Origin of the sequence: Flavobacterium saliperosum (assembly GCF_900100625.1) — a bacterium.
In the GTDB taxonomy this organism is placed as follows: Bacteria; Bacteroidota; Bacteroidia; order Flavobacteriales; family Flavobacteriaceae; genus Flavobacterium; species Flavobacterium saliperosum.
In genome coordinates, this window is sequence record NZ_FMTY01000001.1 from 299304 (window position 1) to 320379 (window position 21076).

Sequence of the window (21076 nt, forward strand, 5' to 3'; positions counted from 1 at the left end):
TCGAAGAATTTCTGCGGGTTGCCATGGCTTACTGATTTGCTTACGAAGATAACAAAAAGTTAAATCAAATTATTGTTCTTGGCTTTTTTGCAACTTTCCATACAAGTCTATCGGCTTATTCCATTGAGGGTCAATTCGGATTGCTTCTTCAAGAGTTTGCATACACTTTGTTTTTTGCTTTTTTCTGAGGTATATCAGGCTCAATAAAAAAAATGAATCTGCTCCTGATTTTGCTCTGAAAACTAAAAGGAAATATTTTGACAACCTCAAAAAACCTAAAGAATAAAGAGAACTGGCTATTCTAAAAATTTTATCCTTTGACTCAACATAACTTATCAGATACATACTCTCTTCATAGGTTAGATTTAAAGGTGAGGTTTTCATCCGAAAATAGTACCTTAACGCTTTCCAATAGGATTTATCTCTATAATATGCGTCTCCTAAAAACAAGTAGAGTAAAGTACATTTTTTCAACTTTAACCCTTGTTTTAAGGTTTCAATACATTTCGCTTTGTCATTTTGTTCTTTATATAAATTGGACAAGAGCACTAATGCAGCAATTTTAATTTTGTTGTTTGTTGATTTATTTGCTATTAGAAGTCTTAAGTCACGCTCTGATTCGTGTATCTTTTTTAAAAAAAGATTCGTTTTTGCTTTCTGAAAAAGCAACCATTCATCGTCAGGTATTTCTTCAAGTTGCTGATGTATTATCCCTAAATAATATTTTTGTTTGAAACTGATTTTATCATCAGTTGTTTCATAAATATTATGATCCAAGAACCCGTACTTTAACACTCCGATTGGAATATTGTTTTCAAGAAAAAAATCATCAAGTCGTTCATGAATAGGGTATTGAAACTTAACGTCCTTCCGATTCTTAAAAAGTCGTAAAATTCCAACCGGATAACTTACCAATTTATTATCCGACTTGTTTCTGTATTTCTCATTCCGAAAAATCAAATAAGCTTCATTTGGAGCCTTTTTTAAAAAATCAAGGAATACACTATCATAATGAAAAACCTCATCCGCATCAATTATCAATACCCACTTACCTTCAGCTTTAGAAACACATAAATTTCTAGCATATGAAAAATCATCAATCCAAGCACTTTGGTAAATTTTATTCGTGTATTTCTGAGCGATTGCGGTTGTTCTGTCAATAGAAAAAGAATCAAGTATGAGAATCTCATCCGCAATTTCGTTTACAGATTGGAGACATTTTTCAATACTTGACTCTTCGTTTTTTGTAATAATACAAACTGATAAAAACAATTTATACTATTTAAGAATGATAAAACGCGTCAACCTCAGTTTGGTCAACATTGTAATTAACCTCTACTCCATTTGATTGGGTTTCAGTAGCGACATCATCACTTTGAGTACCAAAAAGGCAGGAAACCAATGTAATTAAATAAGTAATCATACTTTAAAATTTAAAATTAGCTCACAAATTATAAAAAAATTCTCTTGTACATGTAAGTATTTTTGCAAAAATTTTTTTTAATATTTTTTCTCGTTTCTTTTGAATAGTAATTATTGACCACGGTAAATATAATACCTATTGAGTTACTGAATGTTAATTGTTCTTTTTTAAGCAATTCCCTAACAAACCCAGTGTTTACAAAAATCTGCTCTTCCTTGTTTAGGATAAGCAAATCCTGATTTTTAAAAAAATATTTCCACAGCAAACACCTGAAAACCTTTATAAACCAATAATGAAAAATAAAATCGTGAGCTGGAATAATCGCTGTTTTTGAAAAAGCTATCGACAATGAAAGCTGCTCTATTGTATTGTCATTAACAGAACTTGCTTCAATCACATCAAAAATTTCCAAAGCATTAGTTAACAAATCGATATTTTTAAAGCAAATTCCAATGACTCCTGAATTCCATACAATTGTGTCTCCGGTTAAAGGCGTATTATTTTCCTTAAAAAAATCAATAAGATTTTCATTCACCAATAAACGCTCAAAATTAGCATTAACCCCACTACTCAAATGGTATTCCTGACAATGCAGGATACAATTTCCATTATTGACGTATTTAAACAATTCATTCACGTTTTTAATAAAAAAAGTGTCTGAATCCATAAACAACACACTTGCTCTGTATTTTTTTAAAAATTCAATTATTAAAACTATCTTCAAGCGAAAGAGATTTCCGTATCGACTGTGAACCTCATTCACTACAGTTAAATCTACAAATTCAAATACAACATTATGGAAATATGGCAGCTGTTCTTTAAAAAAAGTAACATCGTCAGTATAAATAATTATTTTACCAAAAAAAAATCTATTCGTCTTCTTAAAAGACAGTATTGAACATATAACTTCATAATGACATTTTTCATTATTTAAGGAAATGTACATCAAATATTTTTTCTTCGGCAACATGTAAAGTTTCATCAAACGAACTATTTAAATAGTCTCAAAATTAGCAACATAACTTTCAATATTTAAAAAAGTTTTTTTTTTAAAAACGAAATATGGGGCATTTGTGTTTGCAGCGTCGCTATTTTTTGGTGAAGGTTTTTTAAAAATTTCTGATGGGAATCCGAATCCGGATTGAACGGACGGTGCTGCAAGGCTTTCTGAATGGAATCCACTTCCTGCATTACAGGATAACAGGCTTCGGAAATCATGGATTGAAAAAAGCGTTCCCAGATATAATCGATGGCCACCTGATTGGGATGCAGCATGTCATCGGCATAAAAACGATAATCGCGCAATTCGTCCATCATGATTTCATAACTCGGAAAATAGTTGAAAGTCGGAAGTTGAAAGTCGAACGTATTGTGTAAAGCCGTTATCAGGTGTGCTTTACTCCGCTGGTTTTCCACAAAACCGTCTTTACTGTGTCTGACAGGCGATACGGTGAAAAGAAAGTTGCAGTTTGGATTTACCGATGTAACGGATGCAACTATAGTTTGCAGACTTTCTTCGATTTGAGCTATCGAAAGTAATTCTTTCGTAAACTGTTTTTGCGGAACTTTATGACAATTCGCAACAATTTCTCCGCTTTTGACATTTCGATACACCCAGGAGGTCCCCAATGTGATGCAAACGTGGGAGGATCCGATTATCTGATTGTAAAATTTGTCGATTATCTGATTGAGTCGTTTGAGAAACAGCTCCTTATCGGAAGAACTCAACACTGAATGCACTTCAAAACAATGCCACAAATCATTATGAAAGAAGATGTCTTTGTCTGTGAAATACTCCTTTTGGACACTTCTCCAAATCAGTTTTTCGAGAGAAACCGGATTGAAGATGATCCCGAAAGGATTTACGGAAGCACGAAATTTGAAGTATTCGAATTTCTCTCCGATATTTTCCGCAAAACAAGAACCCAAAGACACTATTCCGGAAGCATAATCTATAGGAGAATTACTTTTTGGAACAGGTATTTGGGTTCTGAATTGCATGGTAAGTTTGTTTTTTACAAACTTACTGATTTATTAATAAAAATATTGTAATACGATGGAGCCTTTGTTAGCCGAAACCGGATAATTTTGGGCGTTATACGTGTATTGTACAATGTCGTTTCCTGAATTAGCCAAAGACGCTCCAACAGTATTGATAGCGGTAACATTACGGGCACTTCCGTTTAAGGCCATATCGTAATAGGTCAGTTTGTCGAATCCTAAAATGTCCTTGAAAGGGGAATTTTTGGTATCGAAGGAATAGTTAAGCACTTCTGTAACGGCTGACCCGTTTGAAATAGTATAATTTTCAATTTTAGTTACCTGTCCGTTCACCACAAATACCTTTCGGTTCACAATCTTCGTACTTTCGGAAACAGTGGCCCCTTTATAACCGCTAACGGTAACGGTACCATCGCTGTTGTATTGATAAATGGCTCTGTAGAGTACCGTATTCGAAGGATTAACCCTGCGATAATTCAGCAACTGACTGTTTTCATTATACTCAAAAATTTCTTTGGTGTTGAGCGTATTGTTATAATAAAACGCTCTTTCCGAAATAAGATTACCGGCATACATATAAACAACATGAGAACCATCAGAAGAGTTGATTCGCGTCAGTTTGCTTCCCGAATACAAATAATCACTCGTATTTACCGTACTTCCGGCATTGGTGGTTGTTATAATTCTTTTTAAATAAACCCCTTTTGGATTTAATTTGGCATCCTCCATGGTGTCGGAAGTTACGTCAGTATCAAATTCATCTGTAGAACATGAAGCTAAAATACCCATTGTCATCATCCCTAAAATTAAGCTAAGTCTTTTCATAATTTGAATTTTGTATTAAACTTTGACAAAGGAAGAAAAAAAAAAGACATACAAGTGCATTTTAACGATTTTTTTAGACTTTAATCGATTATATATCAGCGAGTTATGTAAAAATCTTACTAAAAACACCCTTCTTCTTTTCAACAGTTTTAATGAAAGCATCAAAAGTAACTTTCTTAGAAAAGTAAAATCATAAAAAAATTATAAATTACTAGCTTTCATTGTTTTACAAATAAAAAACCCAAAGCTATTCACTTTGGGTTTGGACCTGATTTAAGAAATAAAATTATTCGTAGAAAAATTGAACGAATTGAGATTCAACACTATTTAGATTTTTCATTATACTTGTAGGATAATTATTTGAATTGTAAACATATTCAAAATTCCAATTAATATTAAATGCTCCTCCGGAACTAGTACAAGTTAACAAATTCTTCTGAAAACCTTCATTTGTGGCGCTTTCAAAATAAACCATATATAGCGCTTTATTATATCCTAAAATGTTTTTATAAGCATTATTTTTATCATCATGAGTAATTATTCGGGTTAATCCGGGTTCTGCTTCGCCGGTTGACTCATTTATTGATTCTATTTTAGAAACCTCCCCATTCTCTAAATAAAATTTATGAGTCGACATAAGTACACCATCAGAATAATGATTTCGCAAAATTGTCCCATCGGGATTATAGGTAAAAGCATCATTTTGATACAATTGATCTAAAGCCGCCCCTCCATAATCTTCCCAAAACTGTAGTCTTCCTTGTCCATCATATCCGAAATTTTCCATCCCTACTACAACATCATTTTCAAAATGCTCAATTTTTGTTATTAAATCTCCTGAATAAGTAAAAACATCTTTTTCTATACTACCTTCATAAACTATGGCTGCTAATTTATTCCCATTAAACGTTAAATTGCTTGTAACAACCTCATCAACACTTCCATCCAAATAATACGTTTCAACGATTCTCTTTGGCAAGATTGTAGCAGATGGATTATCCGAAGAACTATCACTGTCACTTGAACATGAAGTGAAAATTAGCGCCAGTGCACTGAAAACATAAAGGATTTTTTTCATTGGTATTTTTTTAAAAATTTTATTACAAATAACGCAAAAAGGAATGTGACATAAAAATACCTTTCATCAATTTTTGTTATAAAAAAAGCCCAAATCAATTATGATTTGGGCTTCAATAAGATATGCTTTAATTTTACTTCACAAAATCAACTGCTTTTTCCAAAGCTTCAGCGATGCCACCCACATTCTTCCCTCCTGCGGTTGCGAAGAACGGTTGTCCGCCCCCACCGCCTTGGATGAATTTCCCTAATTCACGAACTACAGTTCCTGCGTTTAAACCTTTACTTTCCACCAATTCTTTTGATATGTAGCAGGTTAGCATAGGCTTTCCTTCTTCGGCAGTTGCCAGTAACAGGAACAAGTTGGTTTCGTCGTTTCCTAGTTCGTAAGCCAAATCTTTGGCCCCTTCCGGATTCAAATCCACTTGTTTTGCGAGGAATTTCACGCCGTTGATTTCCTGTATTTCCGAAGCCAATTCCCCTTTCAGGTTTTTCGCTTTTTCCTTTAACAGTTGTTCCAGTTGTTTTTTCAGTTTGGCATTATCCTCCTGCAGGGAAACTACCGATTTGATAATATCCTGAGGGTTTTTCAACGCTTCTTTGATTTCTTTCAGCATATTTTCCTGAGAGGCATAGAAATCTTTCACCGCATCATTGGTAATCGCTTCAATACGACGGATTCCGGCAGCAACAGCTCCTTCACTCGTAATTTTGAAATGCCAGATCTCTGCGGTATTCTTCACGTGAATTCCACCACACAACTCCATGCTTTCTCCAAATTTGATTGCACGTACATTATCGCCGTATTTCTCTCCGAATAACGCCATCGCACCTTCTTCAATCGCCTGCGCGAACGGAATGCTTCTTCTTTCAATTAACGGCAATTGCTCCTGGATTCTTGCGTTTACGAAATCTTCTACTTGTTGTAATTCTTCCTCGGTCACTTTTGCGAAATGCGAAAAGTCAAAACGAAGGTAATTTGGCGACACCAACGACCCTTTTTGCTCCACATGCGTTCCTAAAACCGAACGCAATGCCTGATGTAATAAGTGTGTTGCCGAGTGATTGCTCGCACAGTGACTCCTTAAATCCGTACTTACTTTTGCTGCGAAAGTACCATTTACGTTTTCCGGTAAGCTTTTCGCAAAATGCAAAATCAGGTTGTTTTCCTTTTTCGTATCGACGATTTCGATGGTTTCGTTTGCGGAAACCAAGGTTCCTTTGTCACCCACCTGTCCTCCGCCTTCCGGATAGAATGGTGTGTTGTCTAATACGATTTGGTATAATTTACCGTCTTTTTTAGAATCCACTTTTCGGAAACGGGTAATTTTTACCTCGTTTTCGGTTTGGTCATAGCCTACAAAAGTCTCCACATTTCCTGGAACCAGAATCGTCCAATCTTCCGTGGACACTTCCGAAGCGGCGCGGGAACGAGTTTTTTGCTCCAGCATCGCGGCATCGAAACCTTTTTCATCAAGACTGCACCCTCTTTCTCTTAAAATCAAGGCCGTTAAGTCAATCGGGAATCCGAAGGTATCATACAATTCGAAAGCTTTTGCTCCTGAAACCTCATTTCCTTTGGTTTCTGTAACCACATTTTCCAACAATTGCAATCCTTGATCTAACGTTCTTAAGAAAGATGCCTCCTCTTCTTTGATGACATTCGACACCAAACCTTTCTGAGCGACAATCTCCGGGAAGAAAGCCCCCATCTGATTCGCCAATACCTCAACCAATTGATAGATGAACGGTTCTTTGGTATTTAAAAACGTAAATCCGTAACGGATGGCACGACGCAAGATTCTTCGGATTACATAACCGGCCCCACCATTGGAAGGCAACTGTCCATCCGCAATAGCGAACGCTACCGCGCGCACGTGATCTACAATGACACGAATGGCAATATTGGTTTTGTTTTGTTCGTCGCTGATGTCTTTGATTTCATTCGACGTATATTTTGCTCCCGTAATTTGGGAAACTTTTTCAATAAGAGGGGTAAAAACGTCGGTATCGTAATTTGACGTTACGCCTTGCATCGCCATACACAAACGTTCGAAGCCCATTCCGGTATCCACGTGTTGTGCCGGTAATTTTTCCAGAGAACCATCCGCTTTACGGTTGAATTCCATAAATACGTTGTTCCAGATTTCCACAACCTGCGGATGATCGGCGTTTACCAAATCACGACCGGACTGGGCAGTTCTTTCGGCATCGGTTCTTAAATCGATGTGGATTTCAGAACATGGTCCGCACGGCCCCTGATCGCCCATTTCCCAGAAGTTGTCTTTTTTGTTTCCAAGAATGATGCGGTCTTCCGGAACGTATTGTTTCCAGATATCGAACGCTTCCTGATCGAACGGAACATTTTCCGCCGGGTTGCCTTCAAACACGGAAACGTACAAACGGTCTTTGTCCAACTTTAAGACTTCCGTCAGAAATTCCCAAGCCCAGGCCAAAGCTTCTTTTTTGAAATAATCACCAAACGACCAGTTTCCTAACATTTCGAACATGGTGTGGTGGTAAGTGTCAAAACCTACATCCTCCAAGTCGTTGTGCTTTCCGGATACGCGAAGACATTTTTGTGTATCGGCGATTCGGGCGCTTTTTGGTGTTCCGTTTCCAAGGAAAAACTCTTTAAACTGAGCCATTCCGGAATTGTTAAACATTAAAGTCGGATCGTCTTTTAATACAATGGGCGCCGAAGGAACGATCAAATGTCCTTTGCTTTCAAAAAAATCAAGGTAAGCCTTACGAATGTCTTGTGATTTCATTTCTTATGTTTATTCGGTTGTGTGGCGATTCGTTTATTAGGAAAGAACCAAATCCACAAATTTATCAATACATTACAAAAATTAAAATGGCGACTCTCCTAGCCCTGTCCCGATGGTTATCGGGAGGAGCGGTATCTTTTAGACCTGATAGGTTTTAAAAATATAGCGGACAACAGGAAACACGATTCCGACAGCTATTGGAACAAATAAGCCAAATGTTTCGCTTCAAAAAATTGTTTTCATGAAACATTTCTTAAATTTGTTCGTATAACCCCTACAAGCGGTTAGCCAACACCATTTTATAAGCTGCAAAAATAGTATATTTTAGAACATGTCGAAGGTAAAATATGTTTACGATCCAGAAAAATTAGCCTATCGGAAAATCAAGCCGAAGAAAGGGCGAAAGTTCGGCTATTTTGCTTTGTTTCTGGTGGCTTCGGCGTTGTTTGGCTTTTTGTGTTTTGTAGTGCTTTTGAACACGTCGTATTTTGAAACGCCCAAAGACCGAATCCAGGCGCGTGAGATTGAGAACATGAAAATCAACTATGCGATTCTGAATAAAAAAATTGACCGGCTAAACGAAACGATGACCAATTTGGAAGACCGCGACAATAATGTGTATCGTGCTTATTTTAACAGTTCGCCGGTAACAGAAGAAAAACGAAAAGGGGAAAACGACAACAGTCTTAGCTACAAACAACTAGAAGGTTACAACAATTCGGATTTGGTGATTAACACCACGAAGCGTTTGGATGTAATTGCCAATCAGCTGGCGTTTCAGTCGAAATCGTTGGATGAAATCATTAAACTGGCCAAAGGAAAAGAAAAACTGCTGGCGGCGATTCCGGCAATACAACCGGTAAAAAACGAAGCGTTGAAACAAATGGCGTCGGGTTTCGGATACCGAAGTGATCCGTTCACCAAAGTGCGGAAGTTTCACAAAGGCATGGATTTCACGGCCCGAACGGGAACTCCGATTTATGCTACCGGCGACGGCGTGGTGGAGAAAGCGGATGCGTCGTTATCGGGTTACGGAAATCACATCCAGATTCGTCACGGTTACGGATACAAAACCTTATATGCCCATTTGAGCAAATACAAAGCACGACCGGGACAGCGCGTAAAACGCGGGGATGTTATCGGTTATGTGGGCAGCACCGGACGAAGCGAAGCACCACACTTACACTATGAAGTGTACCAGAACGGAAAAGTGGTGAATCCGCTGAATTTTTATTATGGGTCGATTTCAGCCAAAGAATATGTTTTAATTTCACAAATTGCCAACCAGGAGAATCAGTCGTTAGATTAGAAAATAGAGACAAGGGAAAAGGGAGAAATGAAAAGAAACAAGATACAAGAAGAGAGAGAGAAAAAGAAAATGGGATATATGTCAACACAACAACTTATCGCTTGTCCCTTTTAACTTATTAACTCAAAACAAATATGCATTTAGACTTACCTGAAAAAAGATATTACAGTATTGGCGAGCTAGCCAAAGCTTTTGACGTTAACGCCTCGCTGATCCGTTTTTGGGATAAGGAATTCGATATCCTGAAACCCAAAAAGAACGCGAAAGGCAACCGAATGTTCACTCCCGAAGACGTGAAAAACCTGCAACTGATATACCATTTGGTAAAAGAACGCGGATTTACACTGGACGGTGCGAAAGTACATTTGAAAGAAGGACAGAAAAAAACACTGGATAAGTTCGAAATCATTCGTAAATTAGAAGGTATTAAAGTACAACTGACCAACATTAAAAATGAATTGTAAGTAACAATTCACAAAAACAACGACTAATACAAACAAAGAAAACAACTTTAAATTTACAAACACATGAGAAAATTTGCACCGGTATTAATTATTGTAGGTATCCTGGCTGTTATTGGATTTTGGTACGTAGGAATCAAAAACGGCGCCATCCGTGAAAATCAGGCGGTAGGAAAAGAATGGGGTAACGTGGAAACGGCATATCAAAGAAGAAACGACCTTATCGGAAACTTAGTAAAAACCGTAAAAGGGGCTGCCGATTTCGAAAAAGGAACCTTAACTGCCGTTATTGAAGCGCGTGCCAAAGCGACTCAGGTAACGATTGACCCAACCAACGTAACCCCGGAACAATTAGCACAATTCAATCAGGCACAAGGTGGTGTTTCCTCGGCTTTATCAAGATTATTGGTAACAGTGGAACAATATCCGGATCTGAAAGCCAATGCGAACTTCCTGAAATTACAGGACGAATTGGCGAGTACGGAAAATCAGATTTTAACGGCAAGAACCCGTTTTAACGAATCGGTTCAAAGCTATAACAACTATATCCTGAAAATTCCGAACAGTTGGTTCCTATCCGAATACAAGGAAAAACCATTCTTTGATGCGGTTGCCGGAGCTGAAAAACCAGTGGACGTAGAATTTAACTTTGACAAATAAACAATGTCTTTAACTGAAGATTTTCTAACCCCGGAAGAAGAAAAAGAGATTGTTCACGCAATACACGTTGCAGAACAAAACACGTCCGGTGAGATTAGGGTTCACATAGAAGCACATGCTGAAAAACTTCCGCTTGAAAGGGCTAAGGAGGTTTTTCATGCTTTAGGCATGGACGCAACCGAGGCTAAAAACGGCGTCCTTTTCTACGTTGGGGTACAGGATCATTCCTTTGCCATAATTGGCGATAAAGGCATTGACGATGTGGTGGAAGACGATTTTTGGGATTGTACCAAAGACGTAGTGATTGGTCATTTTAAAAACAAAGAGTTTAAAGACGGTTTGGTAAACGGTATCCTGAGAGCCGGGGAACGTTTGAAAAAACATTTCCCGTTCCACAGCGAAGACACCAATGAATTATCTAACGAAATATCCAAAGGATAAATGACACATTTCATTTTAAAAATGATAAAGCTCTTTGTTGCGATAACATTCCTGTTACTGCATCAATTGGGGTTTGCACAATACGACATTCCAGAAAAACCAAGCCTGCAAACCAGTGTTTATGATTACGCCAATCTTTTAGAAGCCGCTCAGAAGAAACAACTGGAAGACAAACTGGTTCGTTATTCGGATTCCACCACAACACAAATCGTGGTGGTTATAGTGGAGAATCTTAAAGGGGAAGACATCGCACAATTAAGCGTCAATTGGGCACAAAAATGGGGCGTTGGACAAGCCAAAGAAGACAATGGTGTTTTTATTCTACTTTCCGAAGGCGACAGAAGAATTCACATTTCACCCGGATATGGTGTTGAAGACCGTCTTTCTGCAGGAATTACCGGTGAGTTAATCCGCAATGTCATCATTCCCGAATTTAAGGCCGGAAGTTATTACAATGGTCTAGACAAAGGTGCCGATGCCATTTTTGACGTACTGAAAGGAAAATACAAAGGCGAGCGCATTGGAAACAAATCATCCGGTGGCGGAAAAATCATATTTTTCATCATAGCATTTATTATCCTAATCATCATTCTTTCCCGAAACAAACGCGGCGGTGGTAACGGGGGTCGTTTTTCAGGACCCGACTTGGGCGACATTATCATACTCAGCAGCTTAGGTCGTGGCGGTTTTGGTGGCGGAAGTTCCGGAGGTGGTTTTGGAGGAGGTGGCTTCGGTGGCGGTTTTGGCGGCGGCGGTTTCTCCGGTGGCGGAGCCGGCGGAAGCTGGTAACCTAAGACATCAGGTTGCAGATTGCAGCAAACAGATAAAAAAGAGATTGCTTTTGCAATCTCTTTTTAATTTTACTTCGTTTATTACCAATTCATTAACGCCCCAACTTTCTTTAAAATCGTAACTTTATAAGAAATTAAGGTCATGAAAAATTTCGCAATCAAACTCGTGTGGTTTACCACTATTTATGTTTTTGTTTTTGCGGGTTTATGCCAGACAAACACTCCTTTACCAATTCTGATGAGTTTGTTTATAATAGGGAGTTTTTTGATTCCATATATGGTTTATACCGTTCTGATTGATAAATACAAAACCACAAAAACCTTTAAGGATTGGTATAACGATTATCCCGTAAAGACATTGGAAAAAGAAGAAACGGCTTTGAGCTGATTTGAGAGTAATAATCGAGATTAAAAAAAGAAGAGACTGTAAACAATCTCTTCTTTTTTATTTTAAAACACATGTCGGTTTCGGGACGGTTTCTCTTTTCCTCCGAATTTTTCAATTTTATAGGTCAGTGAAAACATGGCGTAGCGCTTTAAAACGGTATTCTCCTCATCGCGAATCGTTGTGGCGGAAATGGTGCGCGTCGCACTTTGGTTTTGATTTAGCAAATCATACACTTTCACTTTGGCCGTGAACTTCTTATTGAAAAAACTGTACGCTAAACTCGTATTCCACAAATAAAAATCTTTCTTGAAACCATCGGCAATGTTAGAATTGTAAGTATATCCGAAATCATTACCGAAAACCCAGTTTTTAGGCCAATAGTTGGTGGTCTGCAAGTTAAAACGATGTAACACATTGGTAGCGCCACCCACCGAATAATTGGTGTATTCCGTTTCATTATAACTTAAATTGTAAGACGGACTGATAGTCAACAGTTCCCCATAATCATAACTGAATGAAGCTCTTGGTGTCAATCGCATCGATTTGGCATCGTACATTTCGCCATTGGTAAACCCTTTGGAAAGCCCCAAACTGGTATTGAATCCTAAATTAAATCTGAATTTATGCGCTTCCTTTTTAATTGTCTTATTCCAGTACAATCCAAACCAAGTAGAATGGGTATCACCAACATTCACATAGCTTGTCTCCCGTTTTCCGTTCACATCAAAAATTGTGGATGCCACGATTTGACTGTCGTAATAACTCGTGCTTAAATAAGCCCCGTAACCCGATCGTGAGGCATAATCATAATCACTGTAATTCACATAAGCGCGATGTGATTTGTTGAGATCCAGATCCGGGTTTCCGATGTATGTGTTTAACGGATTGGACAAATCCTCAACCGGTAAAACCTGGTTAGCCGTAGGGAAATCAAATTCATAATTATAATTCAACCATAGCGATTTTGACTTCGTAAAACTGTAATTGAACTGCACATCGGCAAACGGCAAAGCATACTGTTTATTCAGATCCGTAACATTGTCACGATATAGGGAATGAGCATCAAACTGAGAAACCGCTGTTCCTGCAGAAAAATTAAAGCGATACTTCTTCTTTTCAATAGCAATTCCGGCAGTCGGTTTAACGGTTCTCGCCGTAGCGGTCAAGTAATTTGTCAGAATGTCATTCGCATTGGAATATGTTTGAGAGATGGCATCATAATCAAATGCTTTTCGGTCTTCGGAAGATTTACTCCATTTGTATTCCAAGGCCAAATTAACTTTCAGTGAATCTTTCAAAGGCTCGGAATAAGCGGTTTCAAACGAATAACTATCCCTGATGTTCCGGTTCTTTTTTACCTGATCCCGAATGTCATCCGGCGTCGCATCCTGATATGAAATGGTTGCCGATTTGTTGAATGCCGAAATCTCATCTCTATTATTTTCATTATCAAAGGACGCGCTTACATAACGCCCTCTTCTATTTAACGATTTATTGAAGTAAACCGAGTTTTTGAAATTCGTTCCATCGCTGTCGCTGAAGGTCTCCGAGGTACTTTCATTCAACAGATTGTTATCCATATCTGAAGAAGACTGAAACGATTTATCACGATCTTTACCGTTTGATTTCGTGAATTTCGGAATGAAAACAAGTGATGCGGTAGAATCGATTTTATATTCAAATTCGAGATTTACATTATGTCCGAATCGGTCGGATTTCGAATCGGAAGTTGAATTTGAAGTTAAATAATCCCCTGTCGTGAGAAAGTTAATCTGATTACTGCGACTTGCATTTTTGGTATGCTGATCGGAAAAAAAGTAACTCGCGGTAGTCTCTGTTTTTTTGGACCATTCATCCGAATAGTTGATTCCCACCATATCCGACTGTGTTATTCCGGTTCCGGCACCGAAACGCATTCCGTTAATCCCGAAAGAACCGTTATCGTTATAGTACATGGAGCGGCTTCGACCACCACCCATGTTATCAAAAATCTCGTCCATGGAAAACCCGACCGAATTGATATTGTTGGAAGAGGCCAAGACACTCAATTTTCTTTTATTCTTGAAATAATTGATCAGCGCACTGCTTTCATAGCGTTCGTCTGTACCGTAACCGGCCATAAACTTTCCGAAGAACCCTTTGTTCTTGTCTTCGTCAATGGTCAGATTGATGCTCGCATTATTTGAACTGGCTGCCTGACCGGACAATTCCTCTTTTTTGGTTTTGGTATCGGTAACCTGCACCTTATTGATAATATCGGAAGGTAGATTCTGCAGGGCAATTTTTCCGTCTTTGTCGAAAAACGGTTTTCCGTTCACCAAAATCTGATTCACTTCTTTTCCGTTCACCGTGATCTTACCCTCGGCATCGATTTCCACACCGGGTAGTTGCTTTAAAAGCGTTTCCACATTTGCGTCGGGTCTGACTTTAAACGAGGCGGCATTGAACTCCAAAGTATCTTTCTTGATGCGAACCGGAGGCGCTTCGGTCTTCACCACGACTTCATTCAGCATTTTGGCCTGTTCCTTTAACGTGATTACGCCAAAATCTTTCGCTTTTAAAAGTTCCGCCATGTTCAGTTTATAATCTTCAAAACCTACCATGGAAACTTTTAAAAAGAGCGGTTGTGATGCCTTTTTAACGGCAAGCGAAAAATTCCCGTTTTTATCGGTAATGGTATAATCCACCAGAGAAGAATCTTTGGCTACGGATAGATAAACCGTAACCGACTCCATGGGAAGTTTGGTGGTTTCTTCAATAATTTTTCCTTTGATATAAAAGGAACTCTGAGAAAAAGCGCATACTGAAAACAGTGCAAGAACAAAAGTGAAAAAATGTTTGGACATCAATAAAAAAAAATAGCGGTTAAAATGATTTCTCATATTAACCGCGAATTAAAGGTTTTATTATGTAAGAATTTTATTTGTTTGATAAAATTTAACAGTTTATTTCTGTCTGAAGTAAATATCAATAGGTACTCCGGAGAAATTATAGATCTGACGCAACTGGTTTTCGATAAAACGCTTGTACGGATCTTTTACATATTGTGGTAAATTGGCAAAAAACACAAACTGAGGTGTTGGTGTAGGCAACTGCATACAATATTTGATTTTCACGTATTTTCCTTTTAATGCCGGTGGTGGTGTACGCTCGATAATCGGCAACATCGTTTCGTTGAATTTGGATGTGGAAATACGCTGTTTTCTGTTTTCAAAAACTTCAACCGCTGTTTCCAAGGCTTTCAATAAACGTTGTTTGGTTAAGGCGGATACGAAAAGAATCGGCACATCGGTAAACGGCTGCAACTCTTCACGGATTTTCGCTTCATAATCACGGGTTGACATGGTGTCTTTTTCCACCAAATCCCATTTGTTTACCAAAATCACAATTCCTTTTCGGTTCTTTTCGGCCAACCAGAAAATACTCTGATCCTGACCTTCGAAACCACGCGTCGCATCAATCATCAGGATAATCACATCCGAATGTTCAATCGCACGTACCGAACGCATTACCGAGTAAAATTCCAAATCTTCCTTCACTTTGGCTTTTCTACGGATTCCCGCAGTATCGACCAAGTTAAATTCGAATCCGAAACGGTTGTATTTGGTATCGATGGCATCACGGGTTGTTCCGGCAATGTCGGTCACCACGAAACGGTCTTCCCCGATTAAGGCATTGATAAAAGATGATTTTCCGGCATTAGGACGACCTACCACACAAAAACGGGGTAACGGATTTTCTTCCTCAACGGCATCCGGCATTTCCGGTAACGCTTTAACCAAAGCATCTAACAATTCTCCGGTTCCGCTTCCGTTCATTCCGGCGATGGTGTAATATTCGCCTAAACCTAAATTATAAAATTCGATGGCGTCTTTTTCACGCATCGCATTATCCACTTTGTTCACCGCGATAAGGATCGGTTTGGTTACCTTACGAAGCAGTTTTGCTACTTCGGCATCCATTGGCGTGATGCCTTCTTCCACATCCACCATGAAAATAATCGCATCGGCTTCATCAATGGCCAATTCTACCTGACGACGGATTTCTGCCTCAAAAATATCATCGGACCCTTTAATGTATCCTCCCGTATCAATAACCGAAAACTCTTTTCCGTTCCATTCGCTTTTTCCGTAATTACGGTCACGGGTCACCCCGCTCACCGAGTCAACGATAGCTTCTCTTCTTTGAATTAACCTGTTGAAAAAGGTTGATTTCCCTACATTAGGTCTTCCTACAATGGCTACGATATTATTCATAAATATTTTTTTGAGTCTGCAAAATTACACTTTTTTGAGCAGTTTTAGCACTTTCCTACACATCAATTCGCGTAAAAATTCTAAAAAAGCAAATTCAACCCACTGATTTTATGTCAATTCCAATCTAAAAACTTGTTTGTTTTCAAAAAAAATGTAATTTAGTTTTCAGCAAACCTACCTTATGGAACCAGACAAAAGCATCTTACTCCGGCCAAGATTTTACCGGGAAACGCCAAAAACATCAGAAACAATTATACAGGAATACCAACAATTGAAAACGGAAGTGGCCTCGGACTATTCCATCAAAATTTCCGGAAATCACATTTGGTTTTATATCAGCCCTAAAAACAGGAAATATTTTTCACCCCATCTTCATCTGGAATTGGAAAAATCAGAAAACGGGAGCACCAATGTAAGAGGTTTATTTGGACCGGATCAGGCTTTATGGACCATGTTCATGTTTTTCCATTTCATCGTCGCCGGTATTTTTCTGATTTTCGGCATGATTGCCTATTCCAATTGGACGCTGAAACAACCTTACGGAAACGATTTATTGATTATGGGACTAATGGTTGCGGTATGGATCTTACTGTACCTGATTGCGCGAAGCAACCGGCACAACAGTGTACCTCAAATGCATGAGCTGGAGCAATTAATGGATCGCGTTTTGGGCTAATTATTTTTGATTATATCCGAAACGACGCAACTGAAAAGCATTGCTTCTCCAGTCTTTGTTTACCTTCACAAACATTTCGATGTGAATTTGCTTGCCGAAGAATTTTTCCAGATCCTGACGCGCTTCAACACCTACTCTTTTAATCGCTGCCCCTTTGTGACCGATGATAATTCCTTTTTGGGTTTCACGTTCCACCATGATTACGGCACGGATTCGGATGATATCATCGTCTTCGATAAACTCTTCGGTTTCGATTTCCACCGCATACGGGATTTCCTTATCGTAATGCAAAAGAATTTTTTCACGAATGGTTTCGTTTACGAAGAAACGTTCTGGTTTATCGGTTAAGGCATCTTTCGGATAATAGGCCGGAGATTCCGGAAGCAGTTCCAATATTCGGTTAAACACTTCAGTTACATTAAAGTTTTCCAAAGCGGAAATCGGAAAAAGTTCGGCATTTGGCACTTTTTCTTTCCACAAATTCACCTGTTCTTCCAATTGCTCCTGATTGGATTTGTCGATTTTATTCAACAACAACAACACCGGAATTTTGGAATGGATGATTTTATTGAAAAAGGCTTCGTCTTTCAGTTCTTTTTCACCTACTTCTACCATATATATCAACACATCGGCATCTTCAAATGCTGATTTCACAAAATCCATCATGGAACTCTGCAATTCATAAGCGGGTTTGATAATTCCCGGCGTATCCGAAAACAAGACCTGAAAATCGTCGCCGTTTACGATTCCGAGGATACGGTGACGGGTGGTTTGTGCTTTGGAAGTGATGATGGACAAACGCTCTCCAACGAAGGCATTCATTAAGGTCGACTTCCCAACATTTGGATTTCCGATGATGTTTACAAAACCTGCTTTGTGTGACATAGTAAAGAATTTAGCCTACAAAGGTAGTCATATCAGGCGAAAAGTAGAAATAAAAAAGTTTTTTCGCGTTTTTGTTGCACGGATGAAATTTCGTTGTACCTTTGCACTCGAAACATCGCGGGATAGAGCAGTAGGCAGCTCGTCGGGCTCATAACCCGAAGGTCACAGGTTCGAGTCCTGTTCCCGCTACTAAGTTTATATAGATTGCAGCGAGTTTGGAAAGCTCATATCCGCCACGGCGGACAAGGTTCGAGTCCTGTTCCCGCTACTAGAATTTATTGAAATTACAACCGTACATCGCGGGATAGAGCAGTAGGCAGCTCGTCGGGCTCATAACCCGAAGGTCACAGGTTCGAGTCCTGTTCCCGCTACTAAGAAAGACCCATCAACATTTTGATGGGTTTTTTCATTTTCAGAACCTTCCTTACCCCTTGAAATCACTGAGATTAGCTCAAAAATACCGTTCACTTTTTTGGTTAGATATTGCCTGTCAACCGACCTAATTGACAAACCTTCTGGAAATACCAAATTTTGAATTCTTATTTTATTCTCAACATCTCCTCTTCTCCAGCAATCACTGATATTTTCAACCATATCCACCACTTTATCTACATGTTTTTTGTGGTTAGATATCCTTTGAGAAGCCAACTCCAATTTTGCCTCAACATCCCTTAATTCCGCTTCAAATTGCAACATATACTTGTTATATTTCACATCATCGAAATTAGGATTCTCAAAGTAGCGTTTATCCAAATTTTCGATTTTTTTCTCAACCTCATTTTTTTTATTCGTCAAAAATCTCATTTCTCCCTTAGCATCAATGTTCATGGTATCAAACAGCTTATCCAACTGCAATTTAAATGGTTCGATAAATGAACCGTCAAGTGTATATTTTGATAACAAAGCCTCAAAAGAATTATTCAAACCTTCTTTTATTGACTTCTTTGTAGTAAAAGCATTATAACTGGCATTTTTGCATTTCTGACACTTATAATAATGCAATGCCTTTTTCTCAACTTCATAACTGGTGAGTAAACAACCACACTCACATTTCAAGAAACCAGTCAAAGGTCTAAACTCACTAACCTTTGTTTTTGAGTATTCTTTCACAGTGCTTTTTTTGTTACTTGACAACATTTTATCAATTAGCAAAAAATCCTCTTGACTCACCATTGCCTTCCATTTTCCGTTCACTGGTTCTTCGATTAAAGAGTTGACAAGAATTCCACAATAAAATGGGTTTCTCCACATGGCACTTAGAGCCTGTTTTGTAATTATCACACCTTGAAGCTCTAACTTCTGCTTAATCACATAATCACGTTCGCCCATCAACTTCCATTTCCAAGCTTGCTTTAAAATCTCACCTTCTTCGTTAATTGTTATTTCTTGTGATTCTTGAACCAAAGTATAATCTACCACCTTTTTACCTCTCATAGTGTATCCTCTTGGAGCTTTACCCAGCCAATTCCCAGCTCTAAGCAAAGCCCGCATGCCTGGAAGCGTTTTTTCCAGCCTGTCCATATTTTCCCTTCGAGCATCCAAAAGCTTGTTATAAATTTCTAATTTGCTGTACTCGTCATCTGTACAAAGTCCAGAAGAAGTCTCTATCAAATGTACTCCCACTTTATCCACCAACTCATTAACAATAGAAATGGCATTCCCTCCTGTTCTTGAAAATCTGCTGATAAATTTTATCGCAATAGCAAATGGTTTGCGTTTTGCACTTTTAACTTCATCCAATAATTTGGTAAACTCTTTTCTCGTAAAGTCTCCAGAAGCACTCTCGTAAGTTCCACCAAGCATGTTTTTCAATGCATATCCATTTTTATTAGCAAAATTCACAATTTCATTGTTTTGCTCTTCAAGGCTGTTGTTTGCTAATTGCAACTTAGAACTCACTCTGGTATATCCCCATATTTCTTTAACAGCAACCTCTTCTTTTAATTTTTCTTTTTGAAATTTTTTAAATTTATCTAAACCCATATTTTTTTATTTTAAATTATACACTACCATTGCTAGCTTTAACAAGCTTTCAATTATCTCTTCACATTCTGAATCTGAAATATTTTCAAACCCTTCAAATTTTCTTAACTCCTCAAATGTTAACTTTAATTTCTCCTCATCTAATTCTTCTTTCACTACTAGACAATCCGCACTTTCTCATTTTTTCAATACGGGAGATGATTCTCGTCACAAAAATCAATACCTAGAATTTAGGCATAGAAATTCCAGCCCAGGTTTACTCGGTATTTTTTTATTATGTGATTTTGATTTGTGAGGAGTACCTTTCCCCTTGAAAGAAATTACTTCAGTCGAAGTAAAAAATGATTATTACATCCCGTAACGAATCCTATATGAGCAAAGATACTAATTAAAGAAACTGGTTGCAAGTTTTTACTTTCACAAAATGTTGACTATCAGCAAAAAAAGAAAAGAAGCAGTTTTTAAGCCGCTTCTTTTTCCTGTAATATTCTTTGTATTTTCTGAGCAGTCCCTAAACTACAGCCCCCAATTTTAGCCGCTCTTCTGAGTGATTCACCGTTTTTGAGTTCCTTCACTACTGCTTTATACTTAATCAGAACCTCATCGTCATTCATTCGAGTTCCGTATAAACGACCTTTATAAATTCCTTTTGCTTTTGCCAATTCAATTCCCTGCTTTTGTCGCTCAAGCATATTGTTACGTTCCATCTCTGCAACGTTTCCAAGTACTGATACAATCATTTTAAAACTTGGGTTTGGCTTATTATCAATCAACGAGAACATTCCAATATTTTCAACAAAAACCTTTACTGACTTTTCATTGAAAAACTCAATCATCGTCAAAATATCAATAATTGACCTCCCTAACCTATCTATGGAATTTATGTGTATCTCGCTAATAATCCCGCTTTCAATATCTAAAATCAGTTTACTTGCTTCTTTTCGTTCCGAAAACTTAACAGAACCCGATACCTTATCAATGTAAACTTTTGAAAATTCTTTGGAGTTTGTTTCTTGACGACCTGTATTTTGTTCTGTTGTTGAAACTCTAACGTATTTTACTTTTGTCATGGCTTATATTTTGATTACACGACAAATGTAGTGTATATTTTTAGACTGGCAAAATTATA

19 protein-coding genes and 2 tRNA genes are annotated in these 21076 nt (G+C 38.1%); 9 read left to right on the top strand and 12 right to left on the bottom strand.

What is annotated here, in order from left to right:
• Positions 1 to 69: 69 nt before the first annotated feature.
• From BLQ05_RS01430 to alaS, 6 genes are all read right to left on the bottom strand, one after another.
• Complete coding sequence (locus tag BLQ05_RS01430) at positions 70 to 1272, bottom strand: glycosyltransferase family 2 protein (RefSeq protein ID WP_023575359.1); 1203 nt, start codon at positions 1270 to 1272, stop codon at positions 70 to 72.
• Positions 1273 to 1451: 179 nt separating this feature from the next.
• Positions 1452 to 2369: a hypothetical protein gene (locus tag BLQ05_RS01435; RefSeq protein WP_143000890.1), complete on the bottom strand. Its 918-nt coding sequence runs from the start codon at positions 2367 to 2369 to the stop codon at positions 1452 to 1454.
• Positions 2370 to 2455: 86 nt separating this feature from the next.
• Positions 2456 to 3424 carry a GSCFA domain-containing protein gene (locus BLQ05_RS01440; protein WP_023575361.1) on the bottom strand — a complete coding sequence of 323 codons (969 nt, stop codon included), beginning with the start codon at positions 3422 to 3424 and terminating at the stop codon, positions 2456 to 2458.
• Between the two features lie 33 nt (positions 3425 to 3457).
• The gene (locus tag BLQ05_RS01445) at positions 3458 to 4249 is read right to left on the bottom strand and encodes a hypothetical protein (protein WP_023575362.1); all 792 of its coding nucleotides are present in this window, start codon (positions 4247 to 4249) and stop codon (positions 3458 to 3460) included.
• 286 nt (positions 4250 to 4535) lie between these two features.
• The gene (locus tag BLQ05_RS01450) at positions 4536 to 5327 is read right to left on the bottom strand and encodes a hypothetical protein (protein ID WP_023575363.1); all 792 of its coding nucleotides are present in this window, start codon (positions 5325 to 5327) and stop codon (positions 4536 to 4538) included.
• Between the two features lie 133 nt (positions 5328 to 5460).
• Positions 5461 to 8097 carry an alanine--tRNA ligase gene (gene alaS / locus BLQ05_RS01455; RefSeq protein WP_023575364.1) on the bottom strand — a complete coding sequence of 879 codons (2637 nt, stop codon included), beginning with the start codon at positions 8095 to 8097 and terminating at the stop codon, positions 5461 to 5463.
• A gap of 331 nt (positions 8098 to 8428) precedes the next feature.
• On the opposite strand from alaS, the gene BLQ05_RS01460 reads away from it, so the two are divergent.
• The 6 genes from BLQ05_RS01460 to BLQ05_RS01485 all read left to right on the top strand — a co-directional run bounded on the left by BLQ05_RS01460 (position 8429) and on the right by BLQ05_RS01485 (position 12147).
• On the top strand, positions 8429 to 9406 hold the full coding sequence (locus BLQ05_RS01460; RefSeq protein WP_023575365.1) for a M23 family metallopeptidase: 978 nt from the start codon (positions 8429 to 8431) through the stop codon (positions 9404 to 9406).
• A gap of 134 nt (positions 9407 to 9540) precedes the next feature.
• Positions 9541 to 9870 carry a MerR family transcriptional regulator gene (locus BLQ05_RS01465; protein ID WP_023570776.1) on the top strand — a complete coding sequence of 110 codons (330 nt, stop codon included), beginning with the start codon at positions 9541 to 9543 and terminating at the stop codon, positions 9868 to 9870.
• 63 nt (positions 9871 to 9933) lie between these two features.
• A complete protein-coding gene (locus BLQ05_RS01470; protein WP_023575366.1) occupies positions 9934 to 10527 on the top strand; it encodes a LemA family protein in 594 nt (197 codons plus the stop codon).
• A gap of 3 nt (positions 10528 to 10530) precedes the next feature.
• The gene (locus tag BLQ05_RS01475; RefSeq protein WP_023575367.1) at positions 10531 to 10968 is read left to right on the top strand and encodes a TPM domain-containing protein; all 438 of its coding nucleotides are present in this window, start codon (positions 10531 to 10533) and stop codon (positions 10966 to 10968) included.
• Positions 10969 to 10989: 21 nt separating this feature from the next.
• Complete coding sequence (locus BLQ05_RS01480) at positions 10990 to 11757, top strand: TPM domain-containing protein (RefSeq protein ID WP_051365722.1); 768 nt, start codon at positions 10990 to 10992, stop codon at positions 11755 to 11757.
• A gap of 144 nt (positions 11758 to 11901) precedes the next feature.
• Positions 11902 to 12147, top strand: coding sequence for a hypothetical protein (locus BLQ05_RS01485; protein ID WP_035653848.1), 246 nt, complete (start codon positions 11902 to 11904; stop codon positions 12145 to 12147).
• Positions 12148 to 12209: 62 nt separating this feature from the next.
• Here BLQ05_RS01485 and BLQ05_RS01490 read toward each other — a convergent pair whose 3' ends face one another.
• Both BLQ05_RS01490 and der read right to left on the bottom strand, forming a co-directional pair.
• Positions 12210 to 15029, bottom strand: a complete 2820-nt coding sequence (locus BLQ05_RS01490) for an outer membrane beta-barrel protein (RefSeq protein WP_023575370.1) — start codon at positions 15027 to 15029, stop codon at positions 12210 to 12212.
• 63 nt (positions 15030 to 15092) lie between these two features.
• Positions 15093 to 16403, bottom strand: a complete 1311-nt coding sequence (gene der / locus BLQ05_RS01495; RefSeq protein WP_023575371.1) for a ribosome biogenesis GTPase Der — start codon at positions 16401 to 16403, stop codon at positions 15093 to 15095.
• Positions 16404 to 16584: 181 nt separating this feature from the next.
• On the opposite strand from der, the gene BLQ05_RS01500 reads away from it, so the two are divergent.
• Positions 16585 to 17079 carry a hypothetical protein gene (locus BLQ05_RS01500; protein WP_023575372.1) on the top strand — a complete coding sequence of 165 codons (495 nt, stop codon included), beginning with the start codon at positions 16585 to 16587 and terminating at the stop codon, positions 17077 to 17079.
• Here the strand turns inward: BLQ05_RS01500 and era are convergent, their stop codons facing one another.
• A complete protein-coding gene (era, locus tag BLQ05_RS01505) occupies positions 17080 to 17964 on the bottom strand; it encodes a GTPase Era (RefSeq protein ID WP_023575373.1) in 885 nt (294 codons plus the stop codon).
• A gap of 116 nt (positions 17965 to 18080) precedes the next feature.
• Here era and BLQ05_RS01510 point away from each other — a divergent pair.
• Positions 18081 to 18153: transfer RNA gene (locus BLQ05_RS01510), tRNA-Met, on the top strand.
• 109 nt (positions 18154 to 18262) lie between these two features.
• Positions 18263 to 18335 (top strand) — tRNA-Met (locus tag BLQ05_RS01515).
• Here the strand turns inward: BLQ05_RS01515 and BLQ05_RS13925 are convergent.
• The 3 genes from BLQ05_RS13925 to BLQ05_RS01525 form a co-directional block, all read right to left on the bottom strand.
• The gene (locus BLQ05_RS13925; RefSeq protein WP_081711839.1) at positions 18295 to 19947 is read right to left on the bottom strand and encodes a recombinase family protein; all 1653 of its coding nucleotides are present in this window, start codon (positions 19945 to 19947) and stop codon (positions 18295 to 18297) included. The genes BLQ05_RS01515 and BLQ05_RS13925 overlap by 41 nt on opposite strands.
• Before the next feature lie 6 nt (positions 19948 to 19953).
• The gene (locus tag BLQ05_RS13760) at positions 19954 to 20103 is read right to left on the bottom strand and encodes a hypothetical protein (protein ID WP_155959317.1); all 150 of its coding nucleotides are present in this window, start codon (positions 20101 to 20103) and stop codon (positions 19954 to 19956) included.
• 305 nt (positions 20104 to 20408) lie between these two features.
• The gene (locus BLQ05_RS01525; protein ID WP_023575374.1) at positions 20409 to 21017 is read right to left on the bottom strand and encodes a recombinase family protein; all 609 of its coding nucleotides are present in this window, start codon (positions 21015 to 21017) and stop codon (positions 20409 to 20411) included.
• Between the last annotated feature and the right edge of the window lie 59 nt (positions 21018 to 21076).

Excerpts from the sequence above, each read along its gene's own strand:
- BLQ05_RS01465 (WP_023570776.1), top strand. The coding sequence starts at position 9,541 with ATGCATTTAGACTTACCTGAAAAAAGATATTACAGTATTGGCGAGCTA.
- BLQ05_RS01475 (WP_023575367.1), top strand. The coding sequence starts at position 10,531 with ATGTCTTTAACTGAAGATTTTCTAACCCCGGAAGAAGAAAAAGAGATT.
- BLQ05_RS01470 (WP_023575366.1), top strand. The coding sequence starts at position 9,934 with ATGAGAAAATTTGCACCGGTATTAATTATTGTAGGTATCCTGGCTGTT.
- BLQ05_RS01440 (WP_023575361.1), bottom strand. The coding sequence starts at position 3,424 with ATGCAATTCAGAACCCAAATACCTGTTCCAAAAAGTAATTCTCCTATA.
- BLQ05_RS01460 (WP_023575365.1), top strand. The coding sequence starts at position 8,429 with ATGTCGAAGGTAAAATATGTTTACGATCCAGAAAAATTAGCCTATCGG.
- der (WP_023575371.1), bottom strand. The coding sequence starts at position 16,403 with ATGAATAATATCGTAGCCATTGTAGGAAGACCTAATGTAGGGAAATCA.
- BLQ05_RS01480 (WP_051365722.1), top strand. The coding sequence starts at position 10,990 with ATGATAAAGCTCTTTGTTGCGATAACATTCCTGTTACTGCATCAATTG.
- alaS (WP_023575364.1), bottom strand. The coding sequence starts at position 8,097 with ATGAAATCACAAGACATTCGTAAGGCTTACCTTGATTTTTTTGAAAGC.
- BLQ05_RS01500 (WP_023575372.1), top strand. The coding sequence starts at position 16,585 with ATGGAACCAGACAAAAGCATCTTACTCCGGCCAAGATTTTACCGGGAA.
- BLQ05_RS01525 (WP_023575374.1), bottom strand. The coding sequence starts at position 21,017 with ATGACAAAAGTAAAATACGTTAGAGTTTCAACAACAGAACAAAATACA.
- BLQ05_RS01485 (WP_035653848.1), top strand. The coding sequence starts at position 11,902 with ATGAAAAATTTCGCAATCAAACTCGTGTGGTTTACCACTATTTATGTT.
- era (WP_023575373.1), bottom strand. The coding sequence starts at position 17,964 with ATGTCACACAAAGCAGGTTTTGTAAACATCATCGGAAATCCAAATGTT.
- BLQ05_RS01490 (WP_023575370.1), bottom strand. The coding sequence starts at position 15,029 with ATGAGAAATCATTTTAACCGCTATTTTTTTTTATTGATGTCCAAACAT.
- BLQ05_RS01450 (WP_023575363.1), bottom strand. The coding sequence starts at position 5,327 with ATGAAAAAAATCCTTTATGTTTTCAGTGCACTGGCGCTAATTTTCACT.
- BLQ05_RS01445 (WP_023575362.1), bottom strand. The coding sequence starts at position 4,249 with ATGAAAAGACTTAGCTTAATTTTAGGGATGATGACAATGGGTATTTTA.
- BLQ05_RS01435 (WP_143000890.1), bottom strand. The coding sequence starts at position 2,369 with ATGTACATTTCCTTAAATAATGAAAAATGTCATTATGAAGTTATATGT.
- BLQ05_RS13925 (WP_081711839.1), bottom strand. The coding sequence starts at position 19,947 with ATGGGTTTAGATAAATTTAAAAAATTTCAAAAAGAAAAATTAAAAGAA.